Annotated in this window: 14 protein-coding genes and 1 tRNA gene; 12 read left to right on the top strand and 3 right to left on the bottom strand. The window is 65.5% G+C overall.

What is annotated here, in order from left to right:
• Nucleotides 1-25 precede the first annotated feature (25 nt).
• The 5 genes from PotMrB4_RS03010 (at nucleotide 26) to PotMrB4_RS02990 (ending at nucleotide 4,267) form a co-directional block, all read left to right on the top strand.
• Nucleotides 26-610, top strand: a complete 585-nt coding sequence (locus PotMrB4_RS03010) for a DUF4136 domain-containing protein (protein ID WP_172432482.1) — start codon at nucleotides 26-28, stop codon at nucleotides 608-610.
• Nucleotides 576-1,817 carry a multifunctional CCA addition/repair protein gene (locus PotMrB4_RS03005; protein WP_172432481.1) on the top strand — a complete coding sequence of 414 codons (1,242 nt, stop codon included), beginning with the start codon at nucleotides 576-578 and terminating at the stop codon, nucleotides 1,815-1,817. Before PotMrB4_RS03010 ends, PotMrB4_RS03005 begins: the two co-directional genes overlap by 35 nt.
• 129 nt (nucleotides 1,818-1,946) lie before the next feature.
• Nucleotides 1,947-2,495 (top strand): YfiR family protein, encoded by a 549-nt coding sequence (locus tag PotMrB4_RS03000; RefSeq protein ID WP_232060787.1) that lies wholly within the window; start codon nucleotides 1,947-1,949, stop codon nucleotides 2,493-2,495.
• Nucleotides 2,492-3,736, top strand: a complete 1,245-nt coding sequence (locus PotMrB4_RS02995) for a diguanylate cyclase domain-containing protein (protein WP_172432480.1) — start codon at nucleotides 2,492-2,494, stop codon at nucleotides 3,734-3,736. Before PotMrB4_RS03000 ends, PotMrB4_RS02995 begins: the two co-directional genes overlap by 4 nt.
• Before the next feature lie 36 nt (nucleotides 3,737-3,772).
• Nucleotides 3,773-4,267 (top strand): OmpA family protein, encoded by a 495-nt coding sequence (locus PotMrB4_RS02990; protein ID WP_172432479.1) that lies wholly within the window; start codon nucleotides 3,773-3,775, stop codon nucleotides 4,265-4,267.
• 3 nt (nucleotides 4,268-4,270) lie between these two features.
• On the opposite strand, the gene folK is transcribed toward PotMrB4_RS02990, so the two are convergent.
• Together folK and folB are read right to left on the bottom strand one after the other, a co-directional pair.
• Nucleotides 4,271-4,810, bottom strand: a complete 540-nt coding sequence (folK, locus tag PotMrB4_RS02985; protein WP_172432478.1) for a 2-amino-4-hydroxy-6-hydroxymethyldihydropteridine diphosphokinase — start codon at nucleotides 4,808-4,810, stop codon at nucleotides 4,271-4,273.
• Nucleotides 4,801-5,154: a dihydroneopterin aldolase gene (gene folB / locus PotMrB4_RS02980; protein ID WP_044405660.1), complete on the bottom strand. Its 354-nt coding sequence runs from the start codon at nucleotides 5,152-5,154 to the stop codon at nucleotides 4,801-4,803. The genes folK and folB overlap by 10 nt, the downstream gene beginning before the upstream one ends.
• Before the next feature lie 52 nt (nucleotides 5,155-5,206).
• Here folB and plsY point away from each other — a divergent pair, with 52 nt between their 5' ends.
• On the top strand, nucleotides 5,207-5,776 hold the full coding sequence (gene plsY, locus PotMrB4_RS02975) for a glycerol-3-phosphate 1-O-acyltransferase PlsY (protein ID WP_172432477.1): 570 nt from the start codon (nucleotides 5,207-5,209) through the stop codon (nucleotides 5,774-5,776).
• A gap of 41 nt (nucleotides 5,777-5,817) precedes the next feature.
• Here the strand turns inward: plsY and tsaD are convergent, their stop codons facing one another.
• Nucleotides 5,818-6,843 (bottom strand): tRNA (adenosine(37)-N6)-threonylcarbamoyltransferase complex transferase subunit TsaD, encoded by a 1,026-nt coding sequence (tsaD, locus tag PotMrB4_RS02970; protein ID WP_074967460.1) that lies wholly within the window; start codon nucleotides 6,841-6,843, stop codon nucleotides 5,818-5,820.
• A gap of 204 nt (nucleotides 6,844-7,047) precedes the next feature.
• On the opposite strand from tsaD, the gene rpsU reads away from it, so the two are divergent.
• From rpsU to PotMrB4_RS02940, 6 genes are all read left to right on the top strand, one after another.
• Nucleotides 7,048-7,263 carry a 30S ribosomal protein S21 gene (gene rpsU / locus PotMrB4_RS02965; protein ID WP_003085057.1) on the top strand — a complete coding sequence of 72 codons (216 nt, stop codon included), beginning with the start codon at nucleotides 7,048-7,050 and terminating at the stop codon, nucleotides 7,261-7,263.
• 193 nt (nucleotides 7,264-7,456) lie between these two features.
• Nucleotides 7,457-9,406, top strand: a complete 1,950-nt coding sequence (gene dnaG / locus PotMrB4_RS02960; protein ID WP_172432476.1) for a DNA primase — start codon at nucleotides 7,457-7,459, stop codon at nucleotides 9,404-9,406.
• A 67-nt stretch (nucleotides 9,407-9,473) separates the two neighbouring features.
• Complete coding sequence (gene rpoD / locus PotMrB4_RS02955; RefSeq protein WP_044405638.1) at nucleotides 9,474-11,327, top strand: RNA polymerase sigma factor RpoD; 1,854 nt, start codon at nucleotides 9,474-9,476, stop codon at nucleotides 11,325-11,327.
• A gap of 103 nt (nucleotides 11,328-11,430) precedes the next feature.
• Nucleotides 11,431-15,165 (top strand): bifunctional diguanylate cyclase/phosphodiesterase, encoded by a 3,735-nt coding sequence (locus tag PotMrB4_RS02950; RefSeq protein ID WP_172432475.1) that lies wholly within the window; start codon nucleotides 11,431-11,433, stop codon nucleotides 15,163-15,165.
• 16 nt (nucleotides 15,166-15,181) lie between these two features.
• Nucleotides 15,182-15,258: transfer RNA gene (locus PotMrB4_RS02945), tRNA-Ile, on the top strand.
• 150 nt (nucleotides 15,259-15,408) lie between these two features.
• Nucleotides 15,409-16,179, top strand: coding sequence for a nuclease-related domain-containing protein (locus PotMrB4_RS02940; protein WP_172432474.1), 771 nt, complete (start codon nucleotides 15,409-15,411; stop codon nucleotides 16,177-16,179).
• The last annotated feature ends 9 nt before the right edge of the window (nucleotides 16,180-16,188 follow it).

The raw sequence follows: 16,188 nt of genomic DNA, 5'->3' as shown, positions 1-16,188 counted from the left end.
GGTCCATCGCCCATGGAGAGCGTCGATGCGCCTGTTCCTCGTCCTGCTGCTGTGCCTGGCACTGGCCACCTGCTCCAGCCACATCCCCGGCATCCAGGTCACCCATCCGGCCAACCCTTCTCTGATGGGCCACGCCAGCTTCGAACTCATCGCCCCCGAGCAGGCCGTGCAGGGCGAAGCCCCCTACCGCGCCCACTACCGGCAGCTCGCCCCGCTGCTGCGCCAGCAACTGGCTGAGCGCGGCTACCACGAAAGCCAGCAGCCGGAGCTGCGCGTCTACTACTGGCTGGCCCTGCAGGATGCGCCGCTGGAATTCCGCGTCGACGAGGCACCGCCCACTCCGCTCGGCGGCTACCAGGCCATCCACCGTCTGCGCGACGCCACCGGCACCCTGCGCCTGCGCATTACCGACCTGACAGGTCAGGTGCTCTGGGAAGGCACCGCCAGCACCGGCCTCAGCCCCGCCTGGGACAGTGCCGAACTGCTGCAGACCGCCGTCGAAGCACTGGTCCGGCAGATACCGGTCGCCACGGCCGGCCAGGCTGCTATCCTCCGCAGCCTCGGAGGAAATGAGCATGCAGATATACAAGGTGGGCGGCGCCGTACGTGACCGTCTGTTGGGCAGACCGGTCACCGAAAACGACTGGGTAGTGGTGGGCGCAAGTGCCGAACAGATGCTGGCGCTTGGCTACAAACCGGTGGGCGCCGACTTCCCGGTGTTCCTCCACCCCGACACCGGCGATGAGTACGCCCTGGCCCGCACCGAGCGCAAGAGCGGGCGGGGCTATGGCGGCTTCACCTTCTACGCCAGCCCGGACGTAACCCTCGAAGACGACCTGATCCGCCGCGACCTCACCGTCAACGCCATCGCCGAAGACGCCGACGGCCGCCTGGTCGACCCCTACGGTGGCCAGCGCGACCTGGAGCAACGCATCCTCCGCCACGTCTCCCCGGCCTTCGCCGAAGACCCGCTGCGTGTCCTGCGGGTCGCCCGCTTCGCCGCCCGCTACGCCCCACTGGGCTTCCGCGTCGCCGAGGAAACCCTCGGGCTCATGGGCGAGATCGCCGCATCCGGCGAACTGGATGCGCTGACAGCCGAACGCACCTGGAAGGAAGTCTCACGCGCCCTGATGGAACCCCGGCCCGATGTGTTCATCGAGGTCCTGCACGCCTGCGGCGCCCTGAAGGCCTGGATGCCGGAACTGGATGCCCTGTTCGGCGTGCCCCAGCCACCTGCCCACCACCCCGAAGTCGACACCGGCCTGCACGTCCTCGCAGTCCTGCGCCAGTGCGCCGAGCACCAGCAGCCCCTCACCGTGCGCTGGGCCTGCCTGCTGCACGACCTGGGCAAAGGCCTGACTCCGCCGGAAGAGTGGCCCCGCCACCTCCAGCACGAACAACGGGGCCTGGCGCCGATCAAGACGGTGAACGAGCGCTGCAAGGCACCACGCGACTGCCAGGAACTTGCGTTGCTGGTGTGCGAGTACCACACCCACGCTCACCGCGCCCTGGAGCTGCGTCCCGGTACCCTGGCCACGCTGATGCAGGCCTTCGACGTCTATCGCCGCCCGCAGCGCTTCGATGAATTCATCGCCGCCTGCGAGATGGACGCCCGGGGTCGTACCGGCCTGGAAGACCGGGACTATCCCCAGGCCGCCTACCTGCGTGGTGCCGCGACGGCGGCCCGTGCCGTCGGTGTGAAGGAGCTGATGGCCAAGGGACTCAGCGGCGCAGCCCTCGGCGAAGCGCTATCACGGGAACGGATCGCCGCACTCGCCGCCTACCGCTCGGCCCATCAGCCCGCTGCTAGCCAGTAGCCACACCTGCCTGTCCTTGGTAGGCTGCCAAATATTTGGCCCATCTAGACTTTTGATTTATCAAATGGATGTTGGCGCCGTTTTTTTGGCGAACACTCTCGCGCGCAGCGAGAGCCCAGGAGGCTGCAGGTGCTCTCGTGGAACCTTCATCCCTGGCAGCTGGGCCTGCTGTTGGGGCTGCTGGCGCTCAGCGCAACGGCCCAGGAGCCGACACCGAATCCAGCCGAGGTCCGTGGTGAGCGAGTACGCCAGGCGGTAGAAGGCATCCTGGCCTACAGCCGCTGGCCGCAGCCCAAGGACCGGATCGCCCTGTGCATCACCGGCCCGACCCAGTACGCGGACCGCCTGCTTGCCGGCGTGAGCCGCGACTACGAGATTCCCGTTTCCAGTCGACGCCTGCTCCAGGACTCTCCAGACCTGGAAACCATGTGTGATGCCCTCTACATCGGCATCCTCGACCCCGGGTCACGCCAGCGGTTGCTGGGTCGCCTGGCCGACAAACCCGTGCTGACCATCAGCGAAAGCGCCGATGCCTGCAGTGATGGCAGCCTGTTCTGCCTGGATATCGAGAATACCCGCGTCAGCTTCGCCGTTAATCTGGATGCCGTCGCCCGCAGCGGTCTGCGCATCCATCCCCAGGTCCTGCAACTGGGGCGTCGCAACAGGGCTCAGCCATGAACCGTCGACGCCAGGTCACCCGCCCTCATGCCTACACCCTCAGCCGCCTGCTGTGGCGGACGCAACTGCGCGGCATCCTGCTGGCCATGAGCCTCACCGCACTCACGCTGACCCTGCTGGGCGTGCTCGCACTGCGCAACTACGCCGAGTACCAGTTGCACCTGCTCGCCCGCTCCCTGGGCTACACCCTCGAAGCCGCCGTGGTCTTCCGTGATGCAGCCGCCGTGCAGGAAAGCCTTGAACTGATCGCCGCCCCCGAGGACCTGGCCGAAGTGCGCGTACTGGACAGCCAGCGATCCCTCCTGGTGGACTGGCAACGCCCCGCCACCCATGGCTGGAGCGCGCTTGAACGCGGCCTGGCCGACCTGCTGCTCAGCCAACCCTTGCGCTACCCCATCCAGTACCAGGGGCGCACCGTTGGCGAGCTGCAACTGAGCAGCCAGGGCAGCAACCTGAGCCGCTTCCTGCAGAATGGCGCGCTGGCGCTCCTGCTCTGCCTCGCCCTCGGCAGCCTGGTCGCCAACCTCTACTCGCGCCGCACCCAGCGCGAGCTGATGGCACCGCTGCGTGCCTTCTCGGCCGTGGCCCGCACCATTGCCCGGGAGCGCACCTTCGCCCGCCGGGTGCCCTCATCCCCCATCGTCGAGCTGCACGAGCTGGGAGAGGACTTCAACCAGCTGCTGGATGAGATCGAAGCCTGGCAAAACCAGCTGCAACGGGAGAACGCCTCGCTGGCCCACCAGGCCAGCCACGATCCCCTGACCGGCCTGCCGAACCGCAGCCAGTTCGAACCGGCGCTGACCCGCGCCGTGCGGCAAGCCAAGCTGACAGGCGGGCGCTTCGCCCTCCTGTTCCTCGACTGCAACCGCTTCAAGGCCATCAACGACGAACTGGGCCACGGGGCTGGCGACCAGGTCCTGATCAGCATCGCCGAACGACTGCGCAGCCAATTGCGCGAGGAGGACCTCGTGGCCCGCCTGGGCGGGGACGAGTTCGCCGTGCTGCTGTCGCCAATGCATGACCTCGAAGACGCCCAGCGCATCGCCGACAAGATCCTCGCCAGCATGCTGCCCCCCATCCCCCTGACAGGCAGCAGCGAGATCGTCGCCTCGCTCAGCATCGGCATCGCCATCTATCCCCAGGACGCCAGCTCGCTCGACGAACTGCTCCAGCAAGCCGACACCGCCATGTACAGGGCCAAGAGGAACCAGAGCGGTCGGCAGGCCGCCTCCCTGCGTTAACGCTGTCTTTTACCCCCGTTGTTCAGGAGAACCACCATGAAAATCCACCCGAGCCTCCACCTGACCTGGCTGCTGGTCGCCTTCCTGTGGATAACCGGGTGCCAGAGTGCACCGCCCAAGCCAGGCCTGAGCGAAGAACAGGTGGCCATGCTCAAGGCCAAGGGCTTCAAGCTGACGGATGAGGGCTGGGCCTTCGGTCTCTCTGGCAAGGTGCTGTTCGACAACAACTCGGAGCGCATCTCCGACGCCAGTCGCCAGACCATCGCGGACATCACCCGCTCCCTGCTGAAGGTGGGCATCACCGGCGTGATCCTCGAAGGCCACACCGACAACTACGGCGCGCCGGACTACAACCGGCAACTCTCGGAGCGTCGGGCCGGCAGCGTAGGGGCGGTGATGGAGGAAAACGGCATGCAGAAGCAGGCCATCCAGCTGCGCGGCATGGGGCAGACCCGCCCCATCGCCGACAACGCGACCTCGGCGGGCCGCAAGGAAAACCGCCGGGTGGTGATCATTGTCGTCGCGGACTGAGGATCAGGCAGGCGCCGGGTAGGCCTGGAGGAGTTCGCCCGGCGTCAACGCCAGGCCTCGCCAACGGAAGGCGGCCGGCCACAGCGCCTGATCGATGGACGCCTCCAGCCAGAGGTCGGCGAACGGACGCTGCACGCCGGGGTGTTGCAGATCCGGCGCCAGCAGCGCCAGAGGCCAGAGCACGAAGGCATTCTTCAGGACTTCCGCCCGCGGCAGCACCAGGCCCTCGAAGTCACCCACCAGATCGCCGTAGAGCAGCACGTCGATGTCCAGGGGCAGCCCCTTGCGATCGGGCGCGTAGCGGCCGTTGTCCGCCTCGATCTCCTTGAGCCGGCGATCCAGGTCATGCAACGGCAGATCGGTACGGGCCTCGACCACCAGGTTGAAGAAATTCCCGCTGCGAATCCCCACCGGCAAGCTCTCGAAAACCGGCGAGCAGCGCATGTCCTGCAGGAAACTGGAGAGGGCTTCGAGTCCCGCCACGAGATGGCGCTCCCGATCGATGTTGCTGCCCAGGCCCAGGTAGATCGTGGTCAGCGGCATCCGCGTTCGATCTCCACGCCGACGCTGCTGGCAGCGGACACCGCGCCGGGCTTGTGCAGCCGCAGGCGGATCCACGGGATGCCGAACTCGCTCATCAGCAGCGCCACCAGGCGCTCGGCGAAGGTTTCCACCAACTCGAAGGTCGCCTCGCTGGCGAAGGCCTGGATGCGCTGGGACACGGCGGCATAATCGAGCGCCTTGCTCAGGTCGTCGCCTTCCGCAGCCGGCCGGTTGTCCCAGGCCATGCTGAGGTCCAGACGCAGGCACTGTCGGATACTGCGCTCCCAGTCGTACGCACCGATAACGGTATCGACTTCCAAGCCCTCGATGAAAACCGTGTCCACGTCAGTGTTGCCCCGCTAGAATCAGGGCTTCCTCGCCCTGGAATGGATACCAATGTTCTGGCTGCTGGCGATCCTCGCCTACCTGCTCGGCTCGCTGTCCTTCGCCATCCTGCTCAGTCGCGTGTTCGGCACTGCCGACCCGCGCGCCGAAGGTTCGGGCAATCCCGGGGCCACCAACATGCTGCGGGTGGCCGGCAAGCGCCTCGCCATCTTCACCCTGCTGGGCGACCTGCTCAAAGGGCTGCTGCCCGTGCTGGTCGCCCGCCTGCTTGGTCTCGACCTGCAGGAACAGGCCTGGGTCGGCCTGGCTGCCGTGCTCGGGCATCTCTACCCGCTGTACTTCAACTTTCGTGGCGGCAAAGGCGTCGCCACTGCCGCCGGCATGCTCCTGGGGCTCTACCCACCGGCAGCGCTGCTGGCACTGTCGGCTTGGGTGCTCACCTTCTACCTGACCCGCACCAGCTCACTCGCCTCGCTCATCGCCACGCCGCTGACCCTGCCCTTGCTGGCCTGGCAACAGCCGGCGGCCCTGCTGCCGATGTCCGCGCTGTGCGGGCTCATCGTCTGGCGGCACCGGGGGAATCTACGCGACCTTTTCGCAGGACGCGAACGACATTTCTGAAAATCGGAGTGGATGCCCGGAAGACTCCGGGCACTCCAGCCTCAGATGGCCGGCAGGCTCTCCATCGGCCAACGCGCCTGTACACCGATGGCCGGGCCATCCTTCTGGCCGGCCAGCAGCCGCTGGCAACCGGCGTAGGCGATCATCGCGCCGTTGTCGGTGCAGAAGCGCGGACGGGCATAGAACACCTCGCCGCCCAGCTCACCCAGCATCGCCCCGAGGGACTCGCGCAGGGACTGGTTGGCGCTGACGCCGCCGGCGATGACCAGGCGCTTGAGGCCGGTCTGCTTGAGCGCACGCTTGCACTTGATCACCAGCGTTTCGACCACCGCCTGCTGGAAGGCCAGGGCGATGTCGCAGCGCGTCTGCTCGCCGGCATCGCCCGCGTCGCGGCACTGCTGCCAGGTGTTCAGGGCGAAGGTCTTGAGACCGCTGAAGCTGAAGTCCAGCCCGGGACGATCGGTCATCGGTCGAGGGAAGGTGAATCGCCCTGGGGTGCCGGACTGCGCCAGCCGGGCGATCTCGGGGCCGCCCGGGTAGCCCAGGCCGATGAGCTTGGCGGTCTTGTCGAACGCCTCGCCGGCTGCGTCGTCCACCGACTCGCCGAGCACCTGGTAGCGGCCAATGCCATCCACCCGCACCAGCTGGGTGTGCCCGCCGGAAACCAGCAACGCAATAAAAGGAAAGACCGGGGGCTGCTCCTCCAGCATCGGAGCCAGCAGATGCCCCTCCATGTGATGGACGCCCAGCGCCGGAACTCCCCAGGCAAACGCCAGGGCCTGGGCGCAGGAAGCGCCAACCAGCAGGGCGCCCACCAGGCCGGGGCCGGAGGTATAGGCAATGCCATCGATGTCCTGCGGACTGCGGCCGGCCGCTGCAAGCACCTCGCGAATCAGCGGCAGCATGCGCTTCACGTGGTCGCGGGAGGCGAGCTCCGGCACCACGCCACCGTAGACGCGATGGAGATCGATCTGACTGAACAGCGCATCGGCCAACAGGCCCTGCTCACTGTCGTAAAGGGCGACGCCGGTCTCGTCGCAAGAGGTCTCAAGACCCAGCACCAGCATGAGGATCGAACCTTGAAGGACTAGCCAATGAAGAAGGCGCGCATCATAATCGCCGCCCCCCTCCCCGACCAGCGCTTTTCGACTGAAGGCTTTGCATTCCAGGGGGCAAGGGGTTAATATCCGCAACCCTTGAAAACCGACGTTCTCCCGCACTCTAAGCCAGGAGCACGTTCACCCCCGGTAATTAGTGAAGGTACGACCTGGATGCCAGCCGTCAAAGTTAAAGAGAACGAACCCTTCGACGTAGCCCTGCGTCGCTTCAAGCGCTCCTGCGAGAAAGCCGGTGTACTGGCCGAAGTCCGCAGCCGTGAGTTCTACGAGAAGCCCACCGCCGAGCGTAAGCGCAAAGCCGCTGCCGCCGTTAAGCGCCACGCCAAGAAAGTGCAGCGCGAACAGCGTCGCCGCGAGCGCCTGTACTGAGTTAACAGGCTTCGCCGCACGCTCAAGCATCGCCCGGCCTCGGCCGGGCGAGTGCATTAATGGGGCACCGCAATCCACTCCGCTTCGCATCGCGAAGATCGGAGTTTTCGTTTTTACAGCCCGGGTCCACCCGACGTCGCCGCGATTGCGACAAGGGCCTATGCTTTGAGCCTTTTCGTCTCCTGAGCACCCTATGGCCGGCCTGATCCCGCAAGGATTCATCGATGACCTGCTGAACCGCACCGACATCGTCGAGGTGGTGGCATCGCGCATCCAGCTGAAAAAGGCCGGGAAGAACTACAGCGCCCTCTGCCCGTTCCATAACGAGAAGAGCCCCTCCTTCAGCGTCAGCCCCGACAAGCAGTTCTACTACTGCTTCGGCTGCGGCGCCGGCGGCAACGCGCTGGGTTTTATCATGGACCACGACAACCTGGACTTTCCCCAGGCTGTCGAAGAACTGGCCCGCAAGGCCGGCATGGAAGTCCCGCGCGAGGAAGGCGGCCGCAGCAATCGCCCGCGCCAGCCGACCGATTCACCGCTGTACGGCCTGCTCAGCGCGGCCTCCGACTACTACCGGAGCGCCCTGAAAAGCCATCCGACCCGCAAGGCGGCCGTCGAGTACCTCAAGGGACGCGGCCTCTCCGGCGAGATCGCCCGCGACTTCGGCCTGGGCTTCGCCCCACCCGGCTGGGACAACCTGCTCAAGCACATGGGCGCCGACGCCCTGCAGCAGAAGCACATGATCGATGCCGGCCTGCTGATCGAGAACAGCGAGACCGGCAAGCGCTACGACCGCTTCCGCGACCGGGTCATGTTCCCCATCCGCGACAGCCGCGGACGCATCATCGCCTTCGGCGGCCGAGTCCTGGGGGATGACAAGCCCAAGTACCTCAACTCGCCGGAAACCCCCGTCTTCCACAAGGGACAGGAGCTCTACGGGCTCTACGAAGCACGCAAGAGCAATCGCAACCTCGACGAGATCATGGTCGTCGAGGGCTACATGGACGTGATCGCCCTCGCCCAGCAGGGCCTGCGCAACGCCGTGGCCACCCTTGGCACGTCCACCAGCGAAGAGCACGTCCGCCGCCTGTTCCGCCTCGTACCCAGCATCCTGTTCTGCTTCGATGGCGACCAGGCCGGACGCAAGGCTGCCTGGCGCGCCCTGGAAGCCACCCTGCCGAGCCTAGAAGACGGGCGCCGCGCACGCTTCCTGTTCCTTCCGGAAGGCGAGGATCCGGACAGCCTGGTCCGCGCGGAAGGCACCGACGCCTTCCGCGCCCGCATCACCCAGCACGCCCACTCGCTGGCGGACTACTTCTTCCACCAACTGCAGGAAGAAGCCGACCCGCGCTCCCTGGAAGGCAAGGCACACCTGGTGACGCTCGCCTCACCACTGATCGACAAAGTGCCCGGCGCCAACCTGCGAGCCCTGATGCGCCAGCGACTGGCCGAGATCACCGGCCTCAGCGGCGACGCCATCGGCCAGATGGCGCAGGCAGCCCCCGTCAGCGAACACATGCCGTACACGGAGGATTACGCCTACGAGGCTGCCCCCACCTACGACGCGTACGGCGACTCCATGCGGGAGATCAGCTACGAACCACCCGTCGCCCAACCGAAGCGCGAGTGGAAAAAGGACGGCTGGAAGAAGGATGGCCGCAAGTGGGATCGCAAGGGCGAACCGCGTCGCCCCCCACGCACCGAAGTGCATGTCGAATCGCCCACGCTGACCGCGCTGCGCACGCTGCTGCACCACCCGCAACTCGCGCAGAAAGTCGAGAATGCCAGCCACTTCGCCGCAGAAGACGACAGCTACGCCCAGCTCATGGTGTCGCTGCTGGAAGCCGTACAGAAAAATCCCCAGTTGCGTTCACTGCAGTTGATCGCCCGCTGGCACGGCACCGAGCAGGGGCGCCTGCTGCAGGCACTGGCGGAAAAGGAATGGCTGATTTCCAGCGACAACCTTGAACAACAGTTTTTCGACACTATAACTAGGTTGTCGGCCCGCCAACGCGAGCGCAGCCTTGAACAACTGCTACGCAAAGCCAAGCAAAGCGAACTCAGCGCAGAAGAGAAAGACCAGCTGCGCGACCTTCTCAGCCGTAGTCCATCCTCAGCCCCCTCCCGCCCAACTGGCGCGTGAGGCCCCGGTTCTGGTATAATCCTCGGCTTGTTTTTAGCCCGCCAAGACCTTCAGTGGATAGGGTGTTATGTCCGGAAAAGCGCAACAGCAGTCTCGCCTCAAAGAGTTGATCGCCCGCGGTCGTGAGCAGGGTTACCTGACTTACGCGGAGGTCAACGACCACCTGCCGGAGGATATTTCCGATCCGGAACAGGTGGAAGACATCATCCGCATGATCAACGACATGGGGATCAACGTATTCGAGAGTGCTCCGGATGCGGACGCCCTGTTGCTGGCCGAGGCCGACACCGACGAAGCCGCAGCGGAAGAAGCCGCAGCCGCTCTCGCCGCGGTGGAGACCGACATCGGCCGCACCACCGACCCGGTCCGCATGTACATGCGCGAAATGGGCACGGTCGAGTTGCTCACCCGCGAAGGCGAGATCGAAATCGCCAAGCGCATCGAGGAAGGCATCCGCGAAGTGATGAGCGCCATCGCCCACTTCCCGGGCGCCGTGGACAGCATCCTCGCCGAATACCAGCGCGTCACCACCGAAGGTGGCCGCCTCTCCGACGTCCTCAGTGGCTACATCGACCCCGACGATGGCAGCCTGCCGGCCGAGGAAGTCGAGCCTGTCGAACTGAAAAGCGACAGCGCCGCCAAAGCCAAGGATGAAGACGAAGAAGACGAAGAAAGCGAATCCGACGACACCGAGGAAGAAGGTGACGGCGGTCCGGACCCGGAAGAGGCCCTGCGCCGCTTCACCGCGGTATCCGACCAGCTCGAGAAGGCCCGCAAGGCTCTCAAGAAGCACGGCCGCGACAGCAAGCAGGCCACCGAGGAGCTGCAAGCCCTCGCCGAACTGTTCATGCCTATCAAGCTCGTGCCCAAGCAGTTCGACGCCCTGGTCGAGCGCGTCCGTGGCGCCCTGGACCGCGTCCGTGGCCAGGAGCGCGCCATCATGCAGCTGTGCGTCCGTGACGCCCGCATGCCGCGCGCCGACTTCCTGCGCCTGTTCCCCGGCAACGAAGTCGACCTGACTTGGGCCGAAGACATCGCCAAGGGCAAGGCCAAGTACGCCGAAGCCATCGGCAAGCTGCTGGACGACATCAAGCGCAACCAGCAGAAGCTGGTGGACCTCGAGAAGGAAGTCGACCTCAAGGTCGCCGAGATCAAGGACGTCAACCGTCGCATGTCCATCGGCGAAGCCAAGGCCCGCCGTGCCAAGAAAGAGATGGTCGAGGCCAACCTGCGTCTCGTGATCTCCATCGCCAAGAAGTACACCAACCGTGGCCTGCAGTTCCTCGACCTGATCCAGGAAGGCAACATCGGCCTGATGAAGGCCGTGGACAAGTTCGAATACCGCCGCGGCTACAAGTTCTCGACCTACGCCACCTGGTGGATCCGCCAGGCGATCACCCGCTCGATCGCCGACCAGGCCCGCACCATCCGTATCCCGGTGCACATGATCGAGACCATCAACAAGCTCAACCGCATCTCCCGCCAGATGCTCCAGGAAATGGGCCGCGAGCCCACTCCGGAAGAACTCGGCGAGCGCATGGAGATGCCCGAGGACAAGATCCGCAAGGTCCTGAAGATCGCCAAAGAGCCGATCTCCATGGAAACCCCGATTGGTGACGACGAAGATTCGCACCTGGGTGACTTCATCGAGGACAGCACCATGCAGTCCCCGATCGACGTCGCCACGGTCGAAAGCCTCAAGGAAGCCACTCGCGAAGTCCTCGCCGGCCTCACTGCCCGTGAAGCCAAGGTCCTGCGCATGCGTTTCGGTATCGACATGAACACCGACCACACCCTCGAGGAAGTGGGCAAGCAGTTCGACGTCACCCGCGAACGTATCCGCCAGATCGAAGCCAAGGCACTGCGCAAGCTGCGCCACCCGTCGCGAAGCGAGCATCTGCGCTCCTTCCTCGACGAGTAAAAGACAAGACCCCCGGCCCGCCCGGGGGTCTTTCTTTTCGCTACCAAAGCCCCATTTCCCCCGACTACACTCACGCCTGTATCCAACTTGGAACGGGACCCTCATGGCGCGTCTGTCTGCCATTCTCCTGCTGTGCCTGGCGTTCTGGATTCCCACATCCGGAGCCCTGACCCTCACGCAGGCAGAACAGGACTGGCTCCAGGCCCATCCCACCCTGCGCCTTGGCACCGATGCCGCCTGGCCCCCCTTCGAATTCCGCGACACCCAGGGCCGCTACCAAGGCCTGGCCGCCGACTACGCCCGACTCATCGAAGACCGCCTCAACATCCGCCTCGAGCCCATCGACCCCGGCAGCTGGGGTGAAGTGCTCAAACGCGCCAAACGCAACGAAATCGACCTGCTGCCCGGCATCATGTCCACGCCCGAGCGCCAGAACTACCTCAGCTTCACCCGCCCCTACCTCGACTTCCCCATTGTCATCCTCGCCCGCGAAGACGGCCCCCGACCCAAGACCCTCAAGGACCTGTACGGCCTCAGGGTCGTCGTCGTCGACAGCTACGCACCCCACGAACTGCTCCACACCCACAACCCCGACCTCAACCTGCTCACCGCGCCCACCGTCGCCGCCGCCCTCCAGGTTCTCGCCACCGGCCAGGCCGACGCCTTCGTCGGCGACCTCGCCTCCAGCGTCTGGAGCCTCCGCCAGCTCAAGCTCGACGGCCTCTTCATCAGCGGCGAAACGCCCTACCGCTACCAACTGGCGATGGCCACCCCCAAGAGCGAACCGATCCTCATCGGCATCCTCGACAAAGTCTTCGCCGAACTCACCGCCGAACAGGTGAATGCCATCCAGGACCGCTGGGTCGGCGGCGTCATCGACCGCCGCCCGGTCTGGACCGACCAGCTCATCTACGTCATCCCCGCACTCTTCGGCGCCCTGCTCGTCCTAGTACTCGTCCTGCGCATCAACCGCCGCCTGCGGGGCGAAATGAACCGCCGCGCCCTGCTCGAAGAAGAACTCCGCAACAGCGAACAGCACTACCGCGGCCTCGTCGAAAGCCTCAACGCCATCGCCTGGGAGATGAACCTCGACGACTACTGCTTCACCTACGTCTCCCCCCACGCCGAACGCCTGCTCGGCTACCCCCTCGACGAATGGAAACAACCCGGCTTCTGGCAACGCACCCTCCACCCCGAAGACGCCGAACGCGCCTTCTGCTACTGCCAGCAAGAGACCCAGGCCGGCCGCGACCACAGCTTCGACTACCGCATGCTCGCCGCCGACGGCCGCATCCTCTGGATCCGCGACATCGTCACCCTCATCCACCACGGCCACGTCCCCGTCATCCGCGGCCTCATGATCGACATCACCGAAGCCAAGCACACCGAAGAAGCCCTGCGCCTCTCCGAACAGAAGTTCGCCACCGTCTTCCACCACTGCCCCGACGTCATCGCCCTCGCCCGCCGCAGCGACGGCCGCCTGCTCGACGTCAACCAGACCTTCGAGCAACAGACCGGGCTCAGTGCCGCACAGGCCATCGGACGCACCGCCACCGAACTCGGCCTCTGGGCCGACCCCAGCCTCGCCGCCGGCCTGCTCCAGCGCATCCAGCACGAAAGCCTGCACAACCTCGAAATGGCCTTCCGCCGCAGCGAGGGCCGAGGCTTCACCGGCCTCCTCTCCGCCCAGCCCACCGACGTCGAAGGCGTCCCCGCCCTCATCATCGTCGTGCGCGACATCACCGTCCTGCAGGAAACCCAGCAGCGCCTGCGCCTCTCCGAAGAGAAATTCGCCCGCGCCTTCCACGCCTCGCCCGACGGCCTGCTCATCACCCGCCTCGCCGACGGCTGCCTCATCGAAGCCAACGAAGGCTTCACCCGCATCACCGGCTACGAACTCGGCGAAGCCGACCACCGCACCACCCTCGACCTCGGCATCTGGGTCAACCCCGCCGACCGCGACCACATGGTCAAAGCCATCCGCGAAGAAGGCGGCCTGCGCCACTACACCGCCCCCATCCGCAGCAAGGACGGCAGCCTGCGCATCTGCGAACTCTCCGCCCAGCCCCTGCCCGTCGGCGGCGAAGCCTGCATCCTCACCATCGCCCGCGACGTCACCGACCGGCAGAAGATGCAGGAAGAGCTCCTCCAGGCCGCCACCGTCTTCGAAAGCACCGCCGAAGGCGTCATGATCACCGACACCCAGCAGCGCATCCTCGCCGTCAACCGCGCCTTCACCACCATCACCGGCTACGAAGAACACGAAGCCCTCGGCCAGACACCCCGCCTGCTCGCCTCCAACCACCACGAACGCGGCTTCTACGTCGACATGTGGGACCAGCTCAACCGCGAAGGGCACTGGCAAGGTGAAATCTGGAACCGCCGCAAGGACGGCGAAACCTTCCCCGAATGGCTCACCATCAACGCCGTCCGCAACCCCGAAGGCCAGATCACCCACTTCGTCGGCGTCTTTGCCGACATCTCACCGCTCAAGCAAGCCCAGGCCCGACTCGACTACCAGGCCCACCACGACCCCCTCACCGGCCTGCCCAACCGCGTCCTCTTCGAAAGCCGCCTGCGCCAGGCCCTCGCCGCCTGCGAACGCGAAGGCCACGAAGGCGCCGTCCTGTTCCTCGACCTCGACCGCTTCAAACACATCAACGACAGCCTCGGCCACCCCATCGGCGACGTCCTCCTCAAGAGCATCGCCACCCGCCTCGGCAACCAGCTCGGCCGCAACGACACCGTCGCCCGCCTCGGCGGCGACGAATTCATCATCCTCCTGCCGCACCTGCGCCACCCCGAAGAGGCCCAGCAACTGGCCGAGCGCCTGCTCGCCTGCTTCAACGCCCCATTCGAAACCCAGGACCACGAATTCTTCATCAGCGCCAGCATCGGCATCAGCCGCTTCCCCGAGCACGGCAGCGACACCGCCACCCTCGTCAAGAACGCCGACGCCGCCATGTACCAGGCCAAATCCAAAGGCCGGAACCGCGTCGAGCTCTACACCCGCGACCTCACCTTCCAGGCCACCGAACGCATGGCCCTGGAAAACGAACTGCGCCGCGCCCTCGAACGCCACGAACTCTGCCTCTACTACCAACCCAAGCTCTGCCTGCGCAGCGGCCGCCTGATCGGCGCCGAAGCCCTCCTGCGCTGGCAGCACCCCCTCTTCGGCGACATCTCCCCCGAACGCTTCATCCCCCTCGCCGAAGAGAACGGCTTCATCCTCACCCTCGGCGACTGGGTCATCAGCGAAGCCTGCCGCCAGATGCGCGAATGGCAGGACCAGCACGCCCCCTTCGGCCCCCTCTCCGTCAACCTCGCCGGCGCACAACTGCGCCAGCCCGGCATCGTCCAGCGCATCGACCAGCAACTGAGGAGCGCCGGCGTCCCCGCCGAACGCCTGCAACTGGAAATCACCGAAACCTTCATCATGAGCCAGGCCGAAGAAGCCCTCGCCGTCCTCCACGCCCTCAAGGACCTCGGCCTTCAACTGGCCATCGACGACTTCGGCACCGGCTACTCCTCCCTCAGCTACCTCAAGCGCCTCCCGCTCGACATCATCAAGATCGACAAATCCTTCGTCCGCGGCCTCCCCCACGAACAGGAAGACGCCGCCATCGCCCGCGCCATCATCGCCCTCGGCCACAGCATGCAGCTCACCGTCATCGCCGAAGGCGTCGAAACCCCCGCCCAGGAAGCCTTCCTCCGCGCCGAAGGCTGCGAACAGATCCAGGGCTACATCGTCAGCCGCCCCGTCCCTGCCGACGTCTTCGCCCGACAATTCCTCAGCCCCAGTCAAACGGTTGGCGCCCCCGACAAGGCGCCGGTATAATCCGCCCGCCTTCTGAGGGCCTATAGCTCAGTCGGTTAGAGCAGAGGACTCATAATCCTTTGGTCCACGGTTCGAGTCCGTGTGGGCCCACCAAACAAAAAGCCGCGCATTGCGCGGCTTTTGCGTTTCTGGCCCAAGGCCACCCCCCCCACCAAAGGAGCCCCCGGCCGGCACGCAATTCCATAGTGCCAGCACGGTTTTTTTCGCTACTATCCGACCACTCACGACTCATGAGTGACGGAAATGGACTTCATACCGCTCATCGCCCAGGTCTGGACCACCTTCGCCTGGTTCATCCCGCTGATGATCCTCATCGGCCTGCTCAAATCCCCCCTCGGCAAAGGCTATGTCGGCGAACTCCTCGTCCGGCTATTCGCCCACTGGCAACTCGACAGGCAGACCTACCACCGCCTGCACAACGTCACCCTGAACACCCCGGACGGCACCACCCAGATCGACCACGTCTTCCTCTCCCGCTACGGCATCTTCGTGCTGGAGACCAAGAACATGAGCGGCTGGATCTTCGGCAGCGAACAGCAGGCCCAGTGGACGCAGAAGCTCTACAAGCACAGCTACAAGTTCCAGAACCCGCTGCGGCAGAACTACAAACACCTCAAGGCCCTGGAAGCCACCCTCGGCATCGCCCCCGAGCACCTGCACTCGGTCATCACCTTCGTCGGCGGCAGCACCTTCAAGACCGCCATGCCCGCCAACGTCACCGAGGGCATCGGCTTTATCCGCTACATCAAGTCATTCCAGCAGCCGGTCTTCGACGACGCACAGGTCGCCACCCTGGTCCGCGCCCTGCAAACCGGCCGCCGCGCCCCCACCCTCGCCACCCACCGCGAACATGTGCAGAGCCTCCAGCGCCGCAACGACCCGACCGCCGAGCGGCAATGCCCCAAGTGCGGCAATGCGCTGGTGATTCGTACCGTGAAATCAGGCCCGAAAGCTGGGCAGAGGTTTTGGGGCTGCTCAGCTTTCCCGAAGTGCCGAACTATGCAAAGCCTTTGATAGGCAGAG

The organism is Metapseudomonas otitidis (assembly GCF_011397855.1).
GTDB classification, from domain to species: domain Bacteria; phylum Pseudomonadota; class Gammaproteobacteria; order Pseudomonadales; family Pseudomonadaceae; genus Metapseudomonas; species Metapseudomonas otitidis.
This window is presented reverse-complemented; position numbering and strand designations above follow the sequence as displayed.